This is a genomic window from Nocardiopsis sp. MT53 (assembly GCF_019598965.1).
Classification (GTDB): Bacteria; Actinomycetota; Actinomycetes; order Streptosporangiales; family Streptosporangiaceae; genus Nocardiopsis; species Nocardiopsis changdeensis.
On the sequence record NZ_CP080599.1, the window covers coordinates 2,491,566 to 2,512,744 of the forward strand.

The following is a 21,179-nucleotide window of genomic DNA, read 5'->3' on the forward strand; positions in this document are numbered from 1 at the left end:
CCTAGAAGGCGGACTCGGGGACCTCCATGAGGTCGTTGGTGACGTTCTCCGCGATACGGCGCTCGGCGGCGATGCGCGGCAGGAACTGGTCGGCGAAGAAGCGCGCGGCGGCGATCTTGCCGGTGTAGAAGTCCTTGTCGTCGCCCTGGGCGCCGTCGATCCTGTTCAGCGCGACCTCGGCCTGGCGCAGCAGCAGCCAGCCCAGGACCACGTCGCCGAAGGCCATGAGCAGGCGGACCGAGTTGAGGCCCACCTTGTACAGCTCGCGCGGGTTCTCGGCGGAGCCCATCGCGTGGCCGACCATGACCTCGACGATCTTCTCGACGTTCTCGGTCGCCTCGAGGAGCAGCTTGCGCTCCTCCTTGAGCTGCCCGTTGCCCGCCTCGCTGTTGGCGAAGGCCTTGATCTCGCCCGCGAGGGTGCCCAGCGCCTGGCCGCCGTTCTTCAGGATCTTGCGGAAGAAGAAGTCCTGGGCCTGGATGGCGGTGGTGCCCTCGTAGAGGGTGTCGATCTTGGCGTCGCGGATGTACTGCTCGATCGGGTACTCCTGCAGGAAGCCGGAGCCGCCCAGGGTCTGCAGCGACTCGGCCAGCAGCGCGTAGGAGCGCTCGGAGCCGACACCCTTGACGATCGGGAGCAGGAGGTCGTTCATGGCCTCCAGCGCGGAGTGGTCCTCGCCCTTGGCCTTGGCGATCTGGATGGCGTCCTGCTGCGTGGCCGTCAGCGTGACCAGGGCGCGCATGGCCTCCACGTAGGACTTCTGCGTCATGAGGCTGCGGCGCACGTCCGGGTGGTGGGTGATGGTGACCTTCGGGGAGTCCTTGGCGCCGGCGAGGTCGTTGCCCTGCACGCGCTCCTTGGCGTACTCCAGGGCGTTGAGGTAGCCGGTGGACAGGGTGGCGATCGCCTTCGTCCCGACCATCATGCGCGCGTACTCGATGATGAGGAACATCTGGCGGATGCCGTCGTGCTTGTCGCCGACGAGGTAGCCGATGGCGGGGTGCTTGTCGCCGAAGGTCAGCTCGCAGGTGGTGGAGGCCTTCAGGCCCATCTTGTGCTCGACGTTGGTCACGTAGGCGCCGTTGCGCTCACCGAGGGAGCCGTCCTCGTTGACCAGGTACTTGGGGACGAGGAAGAGCGAGAGGCCCTTGGTGCCGGGGCCCGCGCCCTCGGGGCGCGCCAGTACCAGGTGGAAGATGTTCTCGGTCATGTCCTGCTCGGCCGAGGTGATGAAGCGCTTCACGCCCTCGATGTGCCAGGTGCCGTCGCCCTGGTCGGTGGCCTTGGTGCGGCCGGCGCCGACGTCGGAGCCCGCGTCGGGCTCGGTCAGCACCATGGTGGCGCCCCAGCCACGCTCGATGGCGAGCCTCGCGAACTCCTTCTGCTTCTCGTTGCCCTCGGAGTAGAGGATGCTCGCGAAGCCCGGACCAGCGGAGTACATGTGGATGGACGGGTTGGCGCCCAGGATCAGCTCGGCCGCGGCCCACACGAGGGAACGGGGCGCGCCGAGGCCGTCGAGCTCCTGCGGGAGGTCGAGGTTGTACCAGCCGGCGTCCATGTAGGCCTGGTACGACTTCTTCAGGCTCTCGGGGATCCGGACGGTGTTGGTCTTGGGGTCGAAGACCGGGGGGTTGCGGTCCGCGTCCTCGAACGACTCGGCGACGACGCCGGTCGCGAGGCGGTTGACCTCGTCCAGGATCGTCCGCGCGGTCTCCTCGTCCAGCTCCTCGAACGGGCCCTGGCCCAGGATGTCCTGGCGGTTGAACAGCTCGAAGAGGTTGAACTGGATGTCGCGCAGGTTGCTCTTGTAATGCGTCATGGACAGCTCCGCTGTGTCCCTGGCCGCGGTGTCTGTACACGCGGATCTACCGACTAGTAACAAGTCAATGTTACTACCGAGTAGCGCTCTGCGCCAGTAGGGAGAGGAGGCTGTGTCCCGTCGGACAGGGAGATGTGGCGAAACGCCTGGTGGAACGGGGCGGGCCGGACGGCCGGGGAGCGGTCGGGCGCCCCCGCCGGCGTGCGGCCCTCAGACGGCGCCCCCTCCGCCCACCGGGACCAGGGTCAGCACCACCCGGTCGATCCCGTCCAGGTGCAGCAGCGTGTGCGCCGCGTCGTCGGCGAACCCCGAGATCACCAGGCTGCGCAGCCCCAGGGCGGTCGCGCACAGCGTCACGTTCTGCGCGATGTGCCCCGCCTCCTGGAACAGCAGCCGCAGCGCCCGCTGCCCGTACCCCGCCCGCAGCCGGCCGACGTCGCCGACCAGGAACACGAACGCGCCCGCGCTCGCCGTCACCATGCCGGGCATCCCGTCCGCCGACGGGCGCAGGAAGGGGGACAGCGCCGTCAGCCGCTCCACCGGCACCGGCCCGTCCGCCCGCACCAGCGCGTGCCCCTGCGGCCGGTAGCGGTAGGTGCCCGGCTCCAGGCCCGCCACGTCCCGCACCACCGCCCACACCTCGGTCGCGTACGCCCCGCCCGGGCTGGGGTGGTTGCGCGGCGGCCGGTGCCGCCCCGGCTCCCCGGCGCGTTCGGCGCTGATCCCGGCGGCGTGTCCCAGCAGCGACGACAGCTCCGCCAGCGTCGGCCCGGGCCCGTAGCCGCCGTGCGCGCTGGACCTGCGGGCCAGCACCTCGCCCAGCGGGGCGGTGAGCGGCGGCGGGGGAGGCAGCTCCGTGACGGGCGCCCAGGGGAAGGGGTCGTCGGCCGCGGGCCGTCCGTCGGGGGTGGCGGGCGACGGGCGGGCCTCCGCCGGATCGGCCGGGGGCGGGACCGGCCGGGGCAGCTGCGCCGTGGCGATGGCCTCGGCCCGGTACTTGGAGGCCTCCGCGTAGACCCGGTCCGGGGCGGCCGCCCCGTCCGCGAAGTAGTCCGGGGCCGCCTCCCAGCGCGGGTACGCCAGCGACACCAGCCAGACGATCCGCCGCTCGTCGTCGATGTCCAGCCCCAGCCGGTTGTGGTGCATGTGCAGCAGCGACCACACGATCCGGGTGAGGTCGTTGGCCAGCGGCCGCCCGGCGTGCAGCGCCCGCAGCCGGTCCACGGTCTCCCCGAGCGCCCGCGTCCACAGGTGGTGGGTGCTGCCGCCCTCCTGCGACACCAGCCGCTCCAGCACCGAACGCCGTTGCAGCCACTTGGCCGGGGCGGAGTGGAACAGCCGCTCCGCCTCCAGCCGGGGGGTGTCGCCGCCCCGCGCCACCTCCGCCGAGAAGTCCCAGGCGGCGTGGTAGCCGCGGGCCTGGCGCACCGCCTCCACGTCGCCCAGCCCCAGCACCCCGAACGCCAGCGACACCATGTCGGCGGCGACCGCCTGCCGCTGCCCGGCCCGGGGCGCGGCCCGCAGCACCGCCAGGGCGACGGCGGTGCTCGCGCAGAAGAAGTCCTCGCACACCTCCAGCGCGTCCGGGCCGCCGTAGCGCTCGGTCTCCGGCTCGTAGACCGCGTCGGCGACCTCGCCGTCGGCGTGCCAGTCGGAGTGGTCGGCCTGCGGCAGCCCCCGGTAGTAGGTGTCCGGGGCCAGTTCCAGGGCCGCGGCGGAGGTGCGGGCGGCCGCCGTGCGCATCCGGGCGGCGAACCCGCGCACCGCGTCGGGGTCGCCGTCCAGGAACCGCACCCGCAGGTGCGGGCCGCCCGCCCAGTAGCGGATGAAGAACCACGCCTTGGCGCCCCCGTCCGAGACCAGGGCGTCGGCGGCCGGGGCCAGGTGTTCGAGCAGGAACGCGTCGATGTCCTCGCGGCTGCGGTGGAGGTGGACGTACACGGCGGACCAGGTGCGGCTCATCGGGGTCCTTCGGGCTCGCGGCGAACGGGGGAGGGGGCCGGGTCAGAGCAGGAGGGCGCGCGTAGCGCTTCCGTTGAGGGTGGTGGGGGGTGACGGGTCGGGGAGGACGGCGTCCACGGGCAGGTCCAGGTAGGCGCCGCGCTCGGCGCGCACCCACAGCTGGTAGGCGGGGGTCGTGTCGGGGCCCAGCCCGAGCACGGCCGCCCATTCGGACTCCGTGTAGTTGCGCATGGGCCGGGCGCACAGCCCGCTCCCCGCGGCGGCCAGGCAGCCCCACTGGGTGATCCAGCCGAGCAGGGGGTGCAGGGCGGTCTGGGCGCGGTCGCCGAACGCCCGCGCCCACGGCCCGAAGTCCGCGGACAGGGTGTACCCCAGCGAGGAGGAGGCGTTGGTGTCCCCGGTGCGCGGCACCGGACGGTCGGGGCCGGTGCCGCCGCCGGGGTACAGCTCGGCGGCGACCCGGTCGTCGACCCGGTCCCCGGCGAGCACGACCCGGTCCAGCCGCAGGGTGCCCGCGGGAGCGGCCGGGACCGCGGCGGCCAGCGCCGCCGCCAGGGCGGCGGTGACGCCGGCGCCGTCCTCGGGGGACACGTACGCGCTGGTGACCAGGTTGGCGGTGGACACCCCGCTGGTCCGCGCGTCGAGCCAGTCCCGCAGGCCCGTCCCCGCCGCGGCGCGCGCCGCCACCGCCGCGACCCGGGCGAGGGCCCCGGCGCCGACCTCCACCGCCCCGGCGGCACCCGCCGGTCCGGCCGCCGGCCGGGCCTCCGGGACGGCCGCCGCGTCGTCGGCGGCCCCGGTCGTTCCTCCGGCCTCCGCACCGGGCTCGGTCGTGAGCAGGGCGCAGGGGACGAAGCCCTCGGGCACCGGGACCCCCGCGGGGGCGAACAGGGTGCGGGGGGCCAGCCCGGCGCGGGTCAGCGCCAGGCCCAGGGTCGCGGCCAGGTGGCCGCCCTCCAGCAGCGCCAGCGACGGCCGCAGCCGCCCGTACTCGGGCGGGTAGCGCCGGTGGTCCACCGCCACCGCGACCCGCGCCCCGGCCAGGGCGGCCTCCAGGTCGTCGGGCACCGGTGACCCGGCCCAGGGGTGCAGGGCGCAGGTGCGCGGGTCCATCCGCAGGCACCACCCCCCGCCCCCGGCGGGCAGCAGGAAGACGTCGGCGCCGAACAGCCCGCGCGGCGACGGGTAGGCGCGGTGCACCGGGTAGCGGTCGGCCGGGGAGACCCGGCGCACCCGCACCGCCTCCGCGCAGGCCGCCGCCAGGCGCGCCCCCGGGGACCAGCCGCCCCCGATCGCGGGCCCCGCGGCGTCCGCCGCGCGCAGCGCGGCCAGCGCTCCCCGCGCCGGCTCCGGCAGCGGCGCACCGGCCGCCGTCCGCAGCGCCGGATCGCCCAGCGTCCGGCCGAAGAACAGGGTCCGCACCGGTTCCACGTCCTTGTCGTGGGACTGCGCGTGGAACGCCGCCAGCGCCCGCGCCTCCTGCGCGGCCGTCACGGGAACGGGTGCGGGACCGGGTACATCTCGCCGGGTCGCTCCCACGGGACACCTCCCTCGAACAGGTCGGACGCCCGGGCCAGCCGTTCCAGGCCGCGCGTCCTGCGGTGGGTGTGGCCGAACGTCATCGGCAGCGCCCCCGGCACGATCACCTTGACCGACCGCACCCCGGCGGCCTCCGTGTACGGGGCGCTGCTCTGGTCCACGACGACCACGTCCAGGTCCAGGCCGTGCAGCACCGCCAGGCGCTCGCGCAGCACCGCGCCCAGGTCGGCTCCAGCGAACGAGGACGGCCCGCGGGCCGCGAACTCCTCCGCCGGCACCGTCCCGGACGGGTGCTCCAGGAACTCCCAGTGCGGACGGGCCTCCCACAGCCCGTGCATACCGGTGTGGTCCTCCAGGGTTCTGACCAGCGTGAAGTCGTCCAGCATCGGGCGGCACCGCTCCACGCTCACCGACTCCCGCATGCGCACCCACTTGGGGTACATGAGCGCGTTGGTGGCGGTCTCCTCCACCGCCGCCATCAGCGCCCGGTGCGGGTCGGCATGGGTGCCGGTGGCCAGGCTCATCGCGGGCGCCAGCCCGGAGCGCACCGCCTCCTCGGGGGCGGTCACCGTCGCGAGCGCGGTGGGCACACCCAGGTCGGAGGTGGCGTCCAGGACGCGCAGCCGCAGGCCACGCTCGGCGAGCAGGTCCAGCAGGTGCGCCAGCCCGGGGTGGTCCGCGGTGTCGACCTCGCGCAGCCGGGTCCGCGAGTACCAGGCGAGCAGGAAGGCGTCGCGCTCGATCACCTCGAACAGCCCGTACAGGACGGCCTCGGCGAGGTCGCCGCCGACGGCGCAGCCGTTGGACGACTCGTACAGGAAGCGGGTGTCGGCGGTGCCCGCGTGCCAGAACGCCACGTGCTCGGGGACCAGCACCGGGCGGCGCTCCCGGGTGGACCACCCCCAGACCCAGTGGGTGGGGGTGTGGGGGGTGTAGGGGACCGGGTCGAAGGCGGGATGGCTGTACCACTCGGGTTCGTGGAGCCCGAGCCGGGCGGGGTCGATGGCGTCCCCGGCCAGCGCGGCGTAGGAGCCCCACACGCGGGGCGCGCCGGTGTGGCGGTGGCCGCCGGTGACGCGCTCGACGCCCTCCAGCAGGGCGGGGACCTCGCTGTCGGTGAACCGGGTGGAGCGGCCGTAGCCGCCCTCCCGCCGGGTATGGCCGGGGGCGACGGTCTCGCAGGTGACCAGGGACAGGGGGGACTCCTCGTCCCGGTACAGGTGGGCGGCGGGGCCGAACCGGAAGTCCAGCAGCCGCTCGCGCAGCGCCTCGCGGTCCATCCGCCGCACCCGCAGCGCGTGCCCGGGGACCGGGCGCGGGGCGTCGAGGTCCAGCCCGCCGGGCACGCCCAGGCCCTCCCCGCCCGGGAAGCAGCGGGCGCACCGCGGGTGGGGGACGAAGGTGTGCCGGGTGACCTCGCCGGTGCGGCAGTCCAGCGCCCACAGCGCCCGCCGCAGGGCGTCGGGGTCGGCCGCCGCCGCCCGGACCAGGGCGGCCCAGGCGTCCTCCCACAGGGGGAGGAGCTCGGGCTCGCCGCCCTCGGGGCAGGAGTCGCCCTCCAGGTCGCGCCGCCACAGCCCCGCGCACCGGGAGCACCCGGTCCCGTCGCCGACCCACGGCCCGACGACGGCCAGTCCGCCGCTCATCCCCAGGTGCAGCACCCCGTCTCCGGCCGCCAGGGTGAGGGGCTCCGCCAGTGTCGCCCCCGCCGGTGAGGGGATTGGGGTGGTCACGTCCATACGGCCACCGCCGAGTGCACGCCGTGGGCGGCCCAGGGGGCCGCGCCGCCGGGGGCGGCCACCTGGACGCGGCCGCTGTGGGCGGCCCAGGCGGCCAGGGAGGCGGCCGCCTCGGGGGTGCGGGCGGCGTGGGCCGCCAGGCCGGGCAGGTCCTCGCCCTGGACGGCGGCGACGGCGCGGAGCAGCGCCTCGCGCAGCGCCGCGTCCGGGTCGGCCGCCGCACCGGAGGCGAGCACCGCGGGTTCGGAGGTCCCGGCGGCGCGGACCTCGGCCCGCCACAGCCCGGCGCCCTCCAGTTCGTGGAAGCGGACGGTCGCGGCCACACCCGCTCGCAGCGTGAGCGCCGCCCACAGGCGACGGGCGGCCGCGGACATCGGACCCGGCGGGTCGACCTCCTTCCACGGCACCCCCGCGCGCAGCACCAGGTCGCCGACCGCGTCGCCGACCGCCTCGGCACGCGTCGACCCCAGGCCGCGGCCAGTGTCCCCGGGGGCGGACCCCCAGGCCACCGCGTGCAGCGAGCCGATCAGCGCGTCCAGCCGGGCCTGGGCGGTGGTGGTGCCGCAGCCGCTCGCCCCCCGGCGTCCGGTGCGGGCCAGTCCCACCGGGAGCTGGGGCAGGTCGCCCGGCGCGGGCTCGCCCACCGGGCCGAACACCCGGTCCCACAGGGACGCGAGCGCGTCCAGCCGGTCGGTGGTCAGCGGCGCGGGCTCCGGCGCCGCCGGGAAGTCCTCGGTGCGCCCGGCGTCCAGCGGCGGCAGCAGCGGCAGCCGGTGGGGCTCGGAGACCAGTTCGTCGGTGGTCACCAGGAACTCCGGGCTCGCCGCCCCCGCCGCCCCCTCCGTCACCCGGGCCACATGCGCCACCACGGCCAGCGCCAGCTGCGCCGCCACCAGCGTGCGCGCCGCCTCCGAGCCCGGCGCGCCCGGGTCGGCCCCCGCGGGCTCGTCCAGCGCCGCGGCCCAGGCGCGCAGCGCGGCGAGCGCCTCCGGGGAGGCCGGGGCGTCGCGCGGCCCCGCCGCCCACACCCCGCGTTCGGCGATGATCACGTGCAGGGCCTCCGGGTGCCCCGGCACGGCGGACCGGACGGCGGCCAGCACCCCCGGTTCCGGCGGCCCGGTGTCGGCGGACACGTCGCGGAACCCCGCCCGGCCCAGGGCGCGGCGCACCGCGGCCTCCACCGGGACCGACTCGGCGCGCACCCGCACCGCCGTGCCCCCCAGCGCCCGCAGCGCCGCGAACGGCCGCGAGGTCAGCGCCTCCAGGTGCGGGTAGGCGGCCTGCTCCGTCTCCTCCAGCTCATGCTCCTCCTCGGCCTCGCGCAGGAACCCGTGCTCCTCCAGCTGGTCGAGGACGCCGGTCAGCACCGGCCGCCCCTTCTCGGGGAACCCGCCGACCAGCGCCTCCCGGGTGAACCCCGAGCGCAGCACCGGCTCCAGCGCCCGCCACACCGCGTCCGCCGGGGCGCCGCGCAGCACCACCGCGGTCGCGCCCATGCTGACGGCGACCCCCTCGGCGGCCAGCGACCGGGCCCGCACGGCCCTCTTCAACCGCAGCATCGGCTCAGGCACCGCCCCTCCACGGCAGGGTCGGCTTCAGCCCCGGGTCGCCCTGCTGGTGCTCCACCACCCGGCGCACCGTCTCCTCCCAGGTCTCGCCCACCACCTCCTGGGCGGCCTCGGTGAACAGGTACGCGATCGAGTACCGCTGGATCGGGGTCACCCCCATCAGCGGCAGCAGGTCGAAGAAGCAGTTGATGAGGAACCGGAACGCCGCGAACCCGTACCCGTCCCCCAGCCGCGTGAAGTCCAGCTTGCGGAACTCCCGGTGGAAGTCGCTGTAGGACCGCTCGTCCGACCCGCTCCACCGCACCCGCACGTCGTCGCCGAACCGCGACGCCGCGGTCAGCCGGTCCTGGTGGGGGTAGGGCAGGATGTGGTCCCGCCGCGCCAGCTCCACCGCCTCGGGCAGCCACCGCCGCGTCCACTCCAGCCAGCCCGGTGCCGACGGGTCGGCGGCCCGCCCCTCGTGGATCGGGGCCAGCAGCGCCACCAGCTCCCCGCGCTGGGACCGGTAGGACTCCGCCAGCCGCGCCTGCGCGGTCCCGTCCGGGTCCGACCAGTGGAAGTACTCCTTCCAATGGGACAGGAACGCCTGGTACCCCGACCGCAGGCCCCACTCGGGGTACTGCGACGCGATGGCCCCCATCCCCGCGAACACGTGCGCGAACACGCCCGTCCCGTCCACCCGGTCGGCGACCAGCCCCAGCCCGTCGGTGAGCACCCGCCCCTTGAGCGCGATCGCCTCCGGCCCGCGCAGGAACGTGTCCACCGGGTCGCCGTCCAGCCGCAGCACCGAGTTGTCCGGCTCCAGCGGCGTGTAGGGGGGCTCCACCAGCTCCAGGCGCCCCAGCCGTTCGGAGAACGCCTCGTACCTGTCCGGGTCCAGCGTCGCCGCGGACGGCCGCCGCTCCAGGAACGAGCGCGCCCGCGCCTCGGCCAGGTCCGCGGCGTCGGCCACCGCACCGTCCCGCCCGTCCAGGTACAGCACGCAGTGCGGGCCCAGCCGCCAGTGCAGGTGCAGCCACGCCGCGGTGATCCCCGGCCGGGCCGCCGCGTCCCGCGCGGCCGGGACCAGGCACTCGCCCAGCAGGGCCGCCTTGTCGCTGTCGTAGTAGGTCACTCGGAGTCCGACGGTCACGGGACCAGCCTCACTTCGCCTGGGGGATCGGCCGCCTCGGTGGCGGCGGGGACGACGGCCAGTTCGAGGAACACCTCGGTGGCGTGCCGGCCGCGCGGGCCGCTGAGCCCCGCGTCCGCCGGGTCCGGGGACATCTCCTCGACGAGCAGCAGCGGGCCCAGGTGGTCGAGCCGCTTGGCGGCCGTGGCCGTGTGCAGCCTGCTCAGGAAGTCCATGTGCTGTGGCTTGGGCGCCATCGCGCGCTCCAGCGGGCCCAGCCGGGAGCCCTGGAGCGGGCGCGCGAACACCTGGTCGGGGATGCCGCGGGCCATCCGCATCGTGTTGACCCGCCGGTGCAGCTCCGCGGCGGACTCGCCGGGGCGGGCCGCCAGCTCCGCGGTCTCCAGCGCCCACCGGCGGCGGAACAGGGTGACGGACCCGGCGCGCACGCGCGGCACCGCGCCCGCGAACCCGTCCTCCTCCCAGCGGGCGTGCAGGTCCATCACCGTGTCGCCGAAGGAGAAGAACGGCGAGTCCGCGACCATCGCCACGAGCATCTCGTCGTAGGGCAGCGCGTGCGGGACCAGGAAACCCGTGTACAGCGGGTCGATCTCCCGGTCCGCCGCGTCCGCCGCGCCTGCGCCGGCGCCGCCGCGCCGCACCAGCCGCAGCCCGTCCGGGGTGTGCACCAGCGCCAGGTCGGCGGTGGCGGGGCCGGGCAGCAGCACCGGCTCGTCGCGCAGCGCCAGCTCCTCCCCGGCCAGCGGCGGCGCCAGGTTCGCGTTGAACCCCAGCGCCGACCGCATGTGGACGGTGGGGGTGCCGGGCGGGCCCGATCGCCGCACGTGCTCGGCGACCCGGTCGCGGGCCCGCGCCGGCAGAGCGGACAGGAACCGGCTGAAGTACCGGGCCCGCCCGCCGTACAGGTGGTTGAGGACGAGCCGGCCGCCGTCGGGCTGGCCGAACACCGCCAGGGAGCGGCGCGCCGTGAACTCGCGCTCGGGCAGGAGGCCGGCGATCTCGGCGACCACCGACGGATCGACCGCGACCTCCTCCCCGGTGGACCGGGCCAGCTCGGCCAGGTGGTCGACCGCCCGGCGCCGGGCCGCCACCAGGCGGCGCAGGCCGTCGCCCGGGTCGGGGACGCCGTCCAGGTCCCCGGCCATCAACCGCTGGGTCAGGGGGAACGCGGCCCGCGCGTGCACCGCGAACCCGTCCAGGTCGTCGCAGCGCCCGCCCGCGCCGTAGCGGGACACGAACACGCTCTCCAGCGCGCCCGACAGCATCCGCTGGTCGTCCAGGGCGAACAGCAGCGGCATGATCCGCCGCAGGTCGGCCGTCCACTCCCGGGACCACGCCCGCGGCACCGGGGCTCCCCGGGACACGTGGCAGTCCTCGACCAGGGGCGAGGAGGCGGCCTCCGGCGGAGCCGGGTCGGCCCCCGGCGGGGTCACCGCCGCCGACCACAGGCGCGACAGGCGCGTCACCGACCGGGCGCGCTCTGCGCCGTCCGCCTCCGCGAACCCCTTGAGGACCTCCTCGGTGGCGTCGAACGCCTCCTCCATCCGCGCCGCCGCCCGGCCCGGCAGCCGCCGCACCAGGTCGTGCCAGCGCCGGTCGTACTCCGGGTCCTGCTCGGCGGCGGGCGCCCAGGGCACCAGCACCCCGGCGTCGATGAGTTTGGCGAGCACGTCCCGCAGCGCCTCCGGGGGCCGCCCCAGGTCCGCGGCCAGCCCCTCGCCCAGGACCCGCAGCACCACCGGCCGGGCCGCCCGCCGCTCCAGCGAGGAGAGCAGGGCGCCCCAGGCCCCGGCCAGGGGCAGGCGCACCTCCTCCTCGCCGAACGCCTCCGCCCGCGCGCCCGGCGAGGGCGGCGCCCAGCGGCGGCGGCGCACCAGCAGCCGGTCGCCCTCGCGGCGCGCCCCGCCGGTGAGCACCCACTCCAGCTCCGGGCGCGCCTCCGGGTCGGCGGCCAGCGCCCGCGCGGCCTGGCGCACCAGCAGCCGGCGCAGCCCCGCCACGGTGGTGGAGCGCAGCGGCTCCCCGTCCCGGGTCGGCGAGGACGGGTGCTCCAGGTCGTCGAAGTGCACGCCGGTGTACAGCGAGTACGGGCTCACCTTGACCGTGGACCGGGAGTGGTAGCGCACCAGGGCCGGCTCGGCCTTGCGCATCCGCTTGTCCGGGGCCCGGTCGGCCGGGGCCGCGGCCCGCGCCGCCACCGCCCGGTGCAGGTCCGGGCTGGACAGCGCGGTGCTGCGGTCGGTGGCCGGGTCGCGCGCCCACGCAGCGAGCTCGGCGCGCTCCTCGGCCAGCGCGGCCGGGTGCGCGTCGTCCAGGGCTGCGGTGGCCGCCCGGGTCCGCTCCCAGCTGTCGGTCCACTCGCCCAGCGCGCCGATCCGCCAGGTCAGCGGATCGCCGACCAGGGGCGCGCGCGGCGGGCGCCGGTTGAAGACGTCGCGTTTGACGGCGAGCGCGGTCCGCCGGTCCGCCTCCTCCTCCAGCGTCGGGGCGAGCAGGTGGAGGGCCTCCAACAGGTGGTCGCGGATGCGTTCGCGGTGCGCCTCCTCGTCGGCGAGGGTGCGCAGCAGGTCCCGCTCCAGGTCGGCGCGGGCCGAACGCAGCGGGCGGTAGGGGTACAGGTTCACGCGGGAGACCAGGTACGGGCCCTCCACGTGCTCGAAGCGGTCGGCGGGACCGGGTGTGCTCACGCGCCCTCCGTGCCCGCGTCCGCGTCCTTGCGCTTGCCCGCGCCGAACCCGCGCGGCTCCCGCTCCGACGCCCACCGGAACCAGCGCAGCGCCACCACGGTGCCCAGCAGCGACCAGCCCAGCAGCAGCCACACCGACGGCCAGTCCCACAGCGGGCCGCCCTCCGACAGGGCCCCGTGCAGCAGCACCGTCAGCGGGCGCCCGGGCAGCACGTCCACGATCGCGCCCAGGGTGTCGCCCAGCGGCAGGATGATGAACCCGCCCGCCAGGAACGCGGTGGGGAAGAAGATGCCGTTGATCATCGGCACCGCGGCGTCGGCGTTGGGCGGCAGCAGGGAGGCCGCCGCCCCCAGCGGGGCCATGCACACGAACCCGAGCGCGACCGCCGCCAGCAGCAGCGGGACGCGCTCCGCCGGGACGCTCACGCCCATGAACACGCCGATCACGACGATCACCGCGAGCACGACGACCGTGGTCAGCAGAGTGTTGGCGAGGTAGGCGCCCATCACCGTGACCGGCTTGACCGGGGTGGTCCGGAAGCGCTTGAACAGCCCGTGGTGGCGGCGGATGGCCAGCCCGATCGCCACGTTCGCGAACGCCACCGACATCAGGGCGAAGCCCAGGACGCCGCCGAAGCTCAGGTTGGCCTGGGTGATGGAGTAGTCGCCCAGGTCCAGGACCGTGTCGGCCTCGGAGCGGAACGCGAACCCGAAGCCGAGGTAGAACATCACCGGCATCAGCACGATGAACGCCAGCGTGATCGGGGAGCGCCAGAACTCCTTGAGCTCCCCGTCGACGTGCAGCAGGAAGGTGCGCAGCCCGTTGGCGCGGGCGCCCGCGCGGCGTGCGGCGGGCGCGGTGTCGGTGGTGCTCATTCGGCCTTCCCCGAGGTGGTCTTCTCCGCGCCCGCGTCGAGCATCGCCAGGTAGGCGTCGTCGAGGGTGGGCGGCACGATGGTCAGCCCGCTGATGGTGGCCCTCTCCCGCTCCGCCCAGGCCTGGACGTCGCGGACCACGGAGTCCTGGTCGTCGGTGTGGATGCGCACCCGCCCGTTGACCAGGCTCGCCCCGGCGGGAAGGCGGTCGGCGCCGACGCCCGGGTCGGCGAACTCCACGACGGTGAACGCGGAGGAGGACCGGACCAGCTCGTCCGGGGTGCCCGAGGCGATGAAGGAGCCGTCGCGGATGACGTCCACCCGGTCGGCCAGCTCCTGCACCTCGGCGAGGTCGTGCGAAGTGAGGATGACGGTGGTGCCGCTGTCGCGCAGCCCCGCGACCAGGCCGCGGATGCGGCGGCGCGACACCGGGTCCAGGCCGGTGGTGGGCTCGTCGAGGAAGAGCAGCTCGGGGCGGCCGGTCAGGGCCAGGGCCAGGTCGAGGCGGCGGAGCTGGCCGCCGGAGAGGGACTTGACCAGGGCGCCGCGCTTCTCGGCGAGGTCGACCTGTTCGAGGATCTCGTCCAGGCCCACCGGGTCGGGGTAGTAGGAGGCGTGGCGGCGCAGGATGTCGCGCACGGACAGGCCGGGTTCGAGCATGGACTGCTGGAGGACCACGCTCATCCGGGTGCGCAGCCGGGCGAAGTCGCGGCGGTTCCCGGGATCGAGCCCCAGGACGGACAGCCGGCCGGAGGTGCGGCCGCGGTGGCCCTCCAGGATCTCGATGAGGGTGGTCTTCCCGGCGCCGTTGGGGCCGAGCAGGGCGGAGATCGTACCGGTGGGCACCCGGTAGTCGATGCCGTGGAGGACTTCGCCCTTGCCGTAGTCCTTGGTGATGCCCGCGGCCTCGATGGCGTGTTCGGTGGGGACTTCTGCGGCGGCGGGTGCGGGGTCGCCGGAGCCGCCGGTGTCGCTGGGGTGCACGTGCTGCCCTCGGTGTTCTCGTGGGGTTCGCGGGTGGGGGCGGCCCCCCGACCGGTGGGGAACCGCCCTGGGTGCAGGGCTCGGACCGGATCCGGGTCCGGGTCCGGGTCAGCGCCGGGCCGGAAGCGGATGGTCGATCCGGTTGGAAACCGGACACCCGATCCGTATCGGCCTCGGATGGCCGATCCGCTTCAGAGCCGGATGGCCCGTCCGGATAGGAGCCGGATGACCGATCCGGTTCCAGATCGGATAGTCGATCCGCTTCAGATCCGGATGACCGATCCGGATCGAGACCGGATGACCGATCCGGTTCGGGGCCGGATCAGCCGCACGAACCCGAGGAGCAGCAGCTGCTGGAACCGCAGCACGAGGTGGAGGTGCAGCTGCTGGAACCGCTGGTCGCGCCGGTCTCGGGGACGGCGACGGCCTCGCGGACGCTCATGACCTCCATGTCGGAGAAGTCGAGGTCGGGCAGTTCGATGGAGGGGGAGTCCTGCATGGGGGAACCTTTCGTGGAAGAGAAAACGTCACCCGTTCGTCCACGCTTTGACCGGTCGACCGGACGCGGCTTTTCCCTATCGAGTCGGTGGGTCTTTCCTTGCGGAGAGACCGTCCCCGGGTAAGGGGGTGGCCGAAAACGGTCAACGGGTTTATCGCCTGTGCAGCGTGAATGTGCGACGGGGGGTTTGGGGGTCGTGGAACGGGGGATGTGGAAAGGTCGCTCCGCACGTGGAGCGCGATCCGTCGGTCACACGCCGGGACCCGGTCCCGGCCTGTCGGCGGTGTGCGGGGTCAGCCGCAGGAACCGCCGGAGCAGCAGCTGCTGGAGCCGCAGCAGGAGGTGGAGGTGCAGCTGCTGGAGCCGCTGGTCGCGCCGGTCTCGGGGACGGCGACGGCCTCGCGGACGCTCATGACCTCCATATCGTCGAAGTTCAGCTCGGGCAGGTCGATGTCCAGAGCCGTGGATTCGGGCATGGTGAGCCCCTTCGTTCGTTTCGTGCGCGGTCCCCCGGGCGGCACGAAAATAACATGCGGCGCGGAAAGCGGATAGGGGCTGTATCGACCATTCTCCGTAGCGTGTCCTCGGGTTCGCGTTCCCGTAACAATGGAAAACGACCGGGAGGGCTGTGCGGTATGGGGTCCCGAAAGGTCTGGAATTCCAAGGATTGTTTCCGGTGGGGTCCGCGGTGCTCAGCGGCGGTGTGCGGCGGGACCCGGGCGCACGGCTCCGGGCGCCGCCGGGCCCGCGCCCCGTTCGCCGTGCCGCAGATCCGGGCCGGCCGGGCGCGCCGCCAGGGCGCGGAAGAGGCGGAGGACGGCGGCGGACCCGCCCAGCCACAGGGCGAGGACGACCGGCAGGTTGAGGTCGTCCGCCCCCTCGAGGAGGGCGAGGGCCACCAGCAGCGCCGAGGAGGCCAGCGCGCACAGGAACGAGACCGGGTTCCGCAGCCGGAGGAAGGCGTACCAGAGCAGGAGGGGGGAGATCAGGCCCAGGGTCGCCAGGGAGACCAGGCCGGCCAGGGCCGGGCCGATCCACGCCCAGGCCGGGTCCGGGCCGGGGGGTCCGGGCCGCCGAACGGGGGAACCGTTGATGGCCATGGCCTCATGGTAGGCGCCGGACCCGCGGATCAGAAGGCCGTACCCGGCACCCGGGGAGTACGTCCGGGGAGTGCTGACCGGTACCCGGGGGAGCGCCGGGAGGTGCGTCCGGGGGAGTGCCCGGCTCCCGGGACGTGCGTCCTGTGAGGGCCGTGTTCGGCGGCCCGGGCGTGTGCCCGGGGCTGCCCTGCCCGGCACCCGAGTTGTGCCTGGGAAGTGCGGCCGGGGCCGGTCCCCGGGGGTATCGTGCCCGGCGTCCGGAGAGCACGCCGGGGGTGCCGTGACACCCCCGGCGTGTGGCCGGGGCTGCCCTGCCCGGCACCCGAGCTGTGCCTGGGAAGTGCGGCCGGGGCCGGCCCCCGGGGTATCGTGCCCGGCGTCCGGAGAGCACGCCGGGGGTGCCGTGACACTCGAAGCGCGCGGCCGGGGGCGTGCCCGGCGCCCGGAGGAGCACCGGGGCCGGCGCCCGGGGGTCAGGCGGTCTTCCACTCCGGGGCGAGGACCGACCAGATCTCGGTGTCGCGGCGGCTGCCCCGGTACAGGAAGTTGCCGCGCATGACACCCTCCCGGGTCATGCCCAGGCGGCGCGCCACCGCGATGCTCGCCGTGTTCTCGGTGTCCACGTGCCACTCGACGCGGTGCACCCCGCGCTCCTCGAACGCCCAGCCGATGAGCACCCGGGCGGCCCGGGTCACGAGCCCGCGGCCGGAGGCAGCGGGCTCCAGCCAGCAGCCGGCCTCGGCGGTGCCCTGGGAGGTGTCCAGCTGCGGCAGCAGCACACCGCCGACGAGCTTCCCGTCCAGCCGGATCCCGCAGATGCGACCCGTGTCGGCGGCGGTCCTGTCCGCGTACCGCTGGAGGTAGGCGCGGCTCGACTCCAGGTCGGTGACCAGGTCGGGCAGGCCGACGTAGCGGCCGATGAACTCCCGGCCCCGGTCGATGTGGTCCAGGAACTCCCGGGCATGCCAGGGTTCGAGCGGGCGCAGCTCGGCGCCGTCTCCGAGGGGTGTGCTGTACATCGGGCTCCTCGACCGGAACGGTCAATGGTGAAAGGGGACGGGCGCGGATGGGGGATCGGGCCCACCCTACGCGGGACATATGAGAGGTTCCTCCTGATTTTCTGGAGGAAAGCGGCGGGAGGACGGCTCCCCACCGCACGGGCGCGGGAGGCGCGCGCAGCCCGCGGCCGGCCGCTCCGGCGGCGCCCCGTCGGAGGGTGCGTTCCCCGGCCGTCGACCGCGATGGTGCGCGCGCGTCCCGGCGCGGGCGCCGTGGTGTACTGTCCGGGACGGCTCGGCGGCGCTGCGAGGACGGGACACGGGTATGCCAACGGCGGAGATCAACGGCCACTCACTCTTCTACCGGGAGTACGGGGAGCCGTCGGCCCCGCCCCTGGTCATGGTCCACGGCCTCCACGGCGAATCGGGTGACCTGGCCCCGGTGGCGGAACGCCTGGCGGAGTCCTTCCGGGTCGTCACGCCCGACATGCTGGGGCACGGCGAATCGGCCCACCCCGAGGAGTTCGTCCTAGAGGACCAGGGGCACGCCCTCAACGGGCTGATCGCGTCGCTGGGGTACGGCTCGGCCGCCGTTCTGGGCCATTCCATGGGGTCGTACGTCGCCGCGCAGGCCGCCGTCCTGGAACCCGCGCGGGTGTCGAAGCTGGTGCTGGTCGCACCGAAGGCGCACGGGTTGACGTCGTCGTCGGCGGCGTACGCCGAGCGCATGGGGTTCGACCTCGCCAGTGCGTCGGCCCGGGACGCACTGGAGTTCATGGCGGGGGCGCTCTGGTCGCCGGACACCTCGGACGACCGGCGCACGCAGATCCTGCTGAGCCTGGGCTCCGACCCGGCGTCCCCCGAGGAGAAGGCCGCGGTGGAACGGTCCCTGGCCGGGTTCGACCTGCGGCCCCACCTGGGCGGGATCACCTCCCCGACCCTGGTGGTCTCCGGCAGCGGCGACGGGCTGAACACCCCGGAGATGGGCCGGGAGGTGGCGGTGTCGATCCCCGACTTCCAGTTCCGGGTCTACGAGCACTCCGGCCACATGCTGCCGTACGAGGAGACCGACCGCCTCGTCGCGGACGTGACGCACTTCGTCCTGGGCTGAGCCCCGGTCCGCCGGTCGCGGGCGGCCGGGCGGGCAGGGCGCGGAACGGGGAGCGCTCTTCGGGCCGGGAGGCGCCGGCCGCGGGCCGGCACCGGGCCCGCCCGGGTCCACCGCACTACCTGCCCGGAGGCCCGCCCGGGTCCACCGCGGTACCCGCCCGGAGGCTCGCCCGGATCCACCGCGGCACCTGCCTGGGGGACTCGCTCGGGTCCACCGCGCTACCTGCCCGGAGGACCGCTCGGGTTCACCGCGGTACCCGCCCGGAGCACCGCCCGGGTCCACCGCGGTACCTGCCCGGAGGACCGCTCGGGTTCACCGCGGTACCCGCCCGGAGGACCGCCTGGGTCCACCGCGGCACCTGCCCGCGCCACCCGCCCGGAGGACCGCCCGGGCCGCCCGGGGGTCCCCCGGGCGGCCCGGGCGCGGGGCACGCGGGCGCGGCGCGGGCGGGCGGCGTGTCAGGCCCCGGGGTCCAGCGCGGCGGCGGCCGCGGCGAGGTCGGCGTCGTCGCGCGTGGTCAGGGCGTACAGGGCGTGCCCGATGGGGGAGGCGTCCCACAGGTGCCTCGCCTGTGCGACCAGGCCGGGGTGGACGCGGCCGCCCGCCTCCCCGTACGCGGACACGGCGGCCCGCAGCATCTCCTCGCCCGCGGCCCCGTACTGGGCGGCCAGGTCTCGGGCCGGGTCGTCCACGCGGGCCGTGGTCCAGTCCAGGACGCCGGTGATGGTGCCGTCCCCGTCGAACAGGACGTGGGCGGGGTAGATCTCGCCGTGCGTCATCACCGTGGCCGGGGGCCAGCAGGTGTCGTCCTCGAGCCAGTCCTGCCAGGCCCCGGCCAGGGCGGGCGCGACGGTGAACTCCTCGCGCACCCGCGCGATGTCCTCCGCCCACGACCGGCGCACCTGCGCCGGTGTGCGCACCTCGACCCCGGCGGCCCCGGCCCGCTCGGGGGTGATGGAGTGCAGGCGCGCCAGCAGGCGGCCCAGCCGCTCGGCGTAGCCGGGGTCGGCCGGGTCCATGTGCCACTCCGGCTCCCCGCCGGGCAGGGTCAGCCCGGGGGAGCCGGGCAGCGCCGGGTAGGCGACCAGGTCGGGTCCGCGCACCTGCCAGTCCGGCACGGCGATGCCCCCGGCCGCCAGGGCCGGGGCCACCAGGTCCAGGACGCGGGCCTCCGCGGCCATGCCTGCCGAGACGTCCGCGCGCCGCGGCACGCGCAGCACCCACCGCCGCCCCTCGGTGTCGTCGGCCATCACGACCCGGTAGTCCAGGCCCGCCTCGTTCACGTCCGCGGACTCCGGGAGCAGGTCCAGCCCGTGGGCGGCGGCCAGGGCGATGACATCGTCGATCGTGCTCATGGGACCACGCTCTCATCCGCGCGCGTCCCGTTTCCACGTCCGCGCCGCCCGGTCGCGCCGCCGTCCACGGACCGGGGCGCCCGTGCCCGGGGGAAGCCCGTCCGCCCTCAGCCCCGGAACCCGTAGCCGTTGCCCTCCGCGGTCATGATCAGGGTGAGGGCCCCGGACATCGCCCGGGAGGCGGCCCGGCGCTCCTCCAGGAGCCCGGGGGTGTCCGGCGGGGCCAGGCCCAGGGCCTTCGCCGCGGGGCGCGGGTCGTCCTCGTCGGGGTCGTCGGGGTCGAGGTCGCGGAACCGCTCGGCGGCGAGGAGTTCCAGCGCCTCGACCAGGTCGTGGCCCAGGACCCGGAACCCGCCCTCGGAGTCGGCGTACAGGACGGGGCGCCGGGGCCCCTCCCCGCACAGGTAGTAGGTGCCGCCCGCCCCCTCGTAGGCGAACGGCTCCAGGCGCCGGCCGCCGATGAGGTGGACCTCCTCGACGTGGGGGTCGCCGCCCCCGTACTGCTCGTCGAGGTCGGTGTACACGTCGAACGCGGCCAGGTGGTCCTCGGTGTCGGCGTCCCGCCGGGCGCGGCGGAGCAGTTCCGGCTCCTCGGCGGGGCCGGTGAGCCAGCCCGCGGCGGCCGCCGGATCGCCGATGTCGGCGGGCACGAGGCCGGCGGTGCCGTCGGCGCCCACGACGACGCGCACGGGGAGGCCGAGCACGGTCTCGGGCAGGTCGTACAGGGAGTGGGTGGAGTCCTCCGCGACGGGGGACAGGCCGAGGTCGGCGGCCACCCGCGCCCAGCCGAGCCGCTCGGCGGCGCACCTGCGCTGGTCGGGCACGCCGAAGCCGCGCACGGCCCCGGCGCCGAGCTCCGCGTCGGCCCGGGCCTGGATCTCGGCGTCGGGGGCGCCGGCGATGTCCGCGGCGGACCAGCCGGGGGAGATGAGGCTCGGCGGGACGAGGTGCGCGTGCCAGGCGTGCACCGAGAAGCCGTCCCCGAAGCGGACGGCGGGGCCGTGGGGGTGGTGGAGGCGGCCGCGGGCGTCGGTGTGGACCTCCGCCGGGGGCGGGGTGAGGACCGCGACGTGCTCGAACGCCCACCACCAGCCGACCGTCGGGGCCAGGTCCGCCAGGGCGTCCAGCCCCTCGGCGGCGGCGTCCGCGGCGAGGTCGCGCAGCAGGAGCGAGGCCAGCACCGGGGCGGGGGCGACGGGCGTCCGGGCCTGCTGCTGGAGCGTTCGCCAGTGCCCGTCGGAGGCCGCCGGTCCGTCCGTGGCGGGGACCGGGAGTTCCAGGTCCCGGGAGAGCGCGGCACGGGCTCCGGCGAGGGCCCGGTCGAAGAGGGCCGGGTCGGCGGGCGCGGCCGCCCGGGTGCGGAACTGTTCGCCGACCCGGTAGGAGTTCCAGGCCGGGGCCGGGACCAGCGCCTCCGCGGCCGTGAGGGCCCCGGACACGAGGCCCTGCGGCAGGTCCAGCCTCCAGAGCCGTTGCAGGAGGCCGTGGTCGGTGAGCGGGTCCGGGGCCGGCAGGGGCGCGCCGGCCCGGTCCCGCAGCGCCGTGTCGGACCGGAGGATGTGGACGGCGAGCAGCCCGGCGAGCGGGGACGCGCACCGGACGACGGCGGGCGGCGCCGCACCCCGGCTCCGGTAGAGGTCGCCCACGGCGCGTTCCGCCGCGCCCGGGTCGGGATCGGCCGCGCGCTCCCGCCACCGTGCGGCCAGCCCCTCCAGGGTGCGGTGCTGCTCGTCGGTCAGTCCGTTCGCGGACACGGTCACTCCTCGCGTGGATCGGTCGGTGCCCTGTGTGACGGGTGGTGCCGCCCCCCGG

The 21,179-nt window shown here is 75.7% G+C and carries 16 protein-coding genes; 1 reads left to right on the forward strand and 15 read right to left on the reverse strand.

The genetic code is table 11. The features are described from left to right. Position 1: 1 nt before the first annotated feature. The 13 genes from K1J57_RS11020 to K1J57_RS11080 all read right to left on the reverse strand — a co-directional run bounded on the left by K1J57_RS11020 (position 2) and on the right by K1J57_RS11080 (position 16,922). A complete protein-coding gene (locus K1J57_RS11020) occupies positions 2 to 1,819 on the reverse strand; it encodes an acyl-CoA dehydrogenase (RefSeq protein WP_220564347.1) in 1,818 nt (605 codons plus the stop codon). Between the two features lie 210 nt (positions 1,820 to 2,029). Then, positions 2,030 to 3,781 (reverse strand): thiopeptide-type bacteriocin biosynthesis protein, encoded by a 1,752-nt coding sequence (locus K1J57_RS11025; RefSeq protein ID WP_220564348.1) that lies wholly within the window; start codon positions 3,779 to 3,781, stop codon positions 2,030 to 2,032. A gap of 42 nt (positions 3,782 to 3,823) precedes the next feature. Beyond that, on the reverse strand, positions 3,824 to 5,275 hold the full coding sequence (locus K1J57_RS11030; RefSeq protein ID WP_255646963.1) for a hypothetical protein: 1,452 nt from the start codon (positions 5,273 to 5,275) through the stop codon (positions 3,824 to 3,826). Then, a complete protein-coding gene (locus tag K1J57_RS11035) occupies positions 5,272 to 7,059 on the reverse strand; it encodes a TOMM precursor leader peptide-binding protein (protein WP_220564350.1) in 1,788 nt (595 codons plus the stop codon). The genes K1J57_RS11030 and K1J57_RS11035 overlap by 4 nt, the downstream gene beginning before the upstream one ends. Beyond that, positions 7,050 to 8,630 carry a hypothetical protein gene (locus tag K1J57_RS11040; RefSeq protein WP_255646964.1) on the reverse strand — a complete coding sequence of 527 codons (1,581 nt, stop codon included), beginning with the start codon at positions 8,628 to 8,630 and terminating at the stop codon, positions 7,050 to 7,052. Before K1J57_RS11040 ends, K1J57_RS11035 begins: the two co-directional genes overlap by 10 nt. Then, the gene (locus K1J57_RS11045; protein WP_220564351.1) at positions 8,623 to 9,759 is read right to left on the reverse strand and encodes a lantibiotic dehydratase C-terminal domain-containing protein; all 1,137 of its coding nucleotides are present in this window, start codon (positions 9,757 to 9,759) and stop codon (positions 8,623 to 8,625) included. Before K1J57_RS11045 ends, K1J57_RS11040 begins: the two co-directional genes overlap by 8 nt. Beyond that, positions 9,756 to 12,446, reverse strand: coding sequence for a lantibiotic dehydratase family protein (locus tag K1J57_RS11050; RefSeq protein WP_220564352.1), 2,691 nt, complete (start codon positions 12,444 to 12,446; stop codon positions 9,756 to 9,758). Before K1J57_RS11050 ends, K1J57_RS11045 begins: the two co-directional genes overlap by 4 nt. Beyond that, on the reverse strand, positions 12,443 to 13,321 hold the full coding sequence (locus K1J57_RS11055) for an ABC transporter permease (RefSeq protein ID WP_220564353.1): 879 nt from the start codon (positions 13,319 to 13,321) through the stop codon (positions 12,443 to 12,445). Before K1J57_RS11055 ends, K1J57_RS11050 begins: the two co-directional genes overlap by 4 nt. Beyond that, positions 13,318 to 14,304: an ABC transporter ATP-binding protein gene (locus K1J57_RS11060; RefSeq protein WP_220564354.1), complete on the reverse strand. Its 987-nt coding sequence runs from the start codon at positions 14,302 to 14,304 to the stop codon at positions 13,318 to 13,320. The genes K1J57_RS11055 and K1J57_RS11060 overlap by 4 nt, the downstream gene beginning before the upstream one ends. A 322-nt stretch (positions 14,305 to 14,626) precedes the next feature. Continuing rightward, on the reverse strand, positions 14,627 to 14,803 hold the full coding sequence (locus K1J57_RS11065) for a thiazolylpeptide-type bacteriocin (protein WP_073380607.1): 177 nt from the start codon (positions 14,801 to 14,803) through the stop codon (positions 14,627 to 14,629). A gap of 293 nt (positions 14,804 to 15,096) precedes the next feature. Next, positions 15,097 to 15,279, reverse strand: coding sequence for a thiazolylpeptide-type bacteriocin (locus K1J57_RS11070; protein ID WP_220564355.1), 183 nt, complete (start codon positions 15,277 to 15,279; stop codon positions 15,097 to 15,099). Between the two features lie 216 nt (positions 15,280 to 15,495). Further along, entirely contained in the window at positions 15,496 to 15,903 is a 408-nt protein-coding gene (locus K1J57_RS11075; RefSeq protein ID WP_220564356.1) for a hypothetical protein, read from the reverse strand. Between the two features lie 473 nt (positions 15,904 to 16,376). After that, complete coding sequence (locus tag K1J57_RS11080) at positions 16,377 to 16,922, reverse strand: GNAT family N-acetyltransferase (protein ID WP_220564357.1); 546 nt, start codon at positions 16,920 to 16,922, stop codon at positions 16,377 to 16,379. A gap of 304 nt (positions 16,923 to 17,226) precedes the next feature. On the opposite strand from K1J57_RS11080, the gene K1J57_RS11085 reads away from it, so the two are divergent. Further along, entirely contained in the window at positions 17,227 to 18,012 is a 786-nt protein-coding gene (locus K1J57_RS11085; RefSeq protein WP_220564358.1) for an alpha/beta fold hydrolase, read from the forward strand. A 458-nt stretch (positions 18,013 to 18,470) separates the two neighbouring features. Here K1J57_RS11085 and K1J57_RS11090 read toward each other — a convergent pair whose 3' ends face one another. Next, entirely contained in the window at positions 18,471 to 19,367 is an 897-nt protein-coding gene (locus K1J57_RS11090) for a macrolide 2'-phosphotransferase (RefSeq protein ID WP_220564359.1), read from the reverse strand. A gap of 107 nt (positions 19,368 to 19,474) precedes the next feature. After that, entirely contained in the window at positions 19,475 to 21,121 is a 1,647-nt protein-coding gene (locus K1J57_RS11095; protein WP_220564360.1) for a DUF6745 domain-containing protein, read from the reverse strand. Between the last annotated feature and the right edge of the window lie 58 nt (positions 21,122 to 21,179).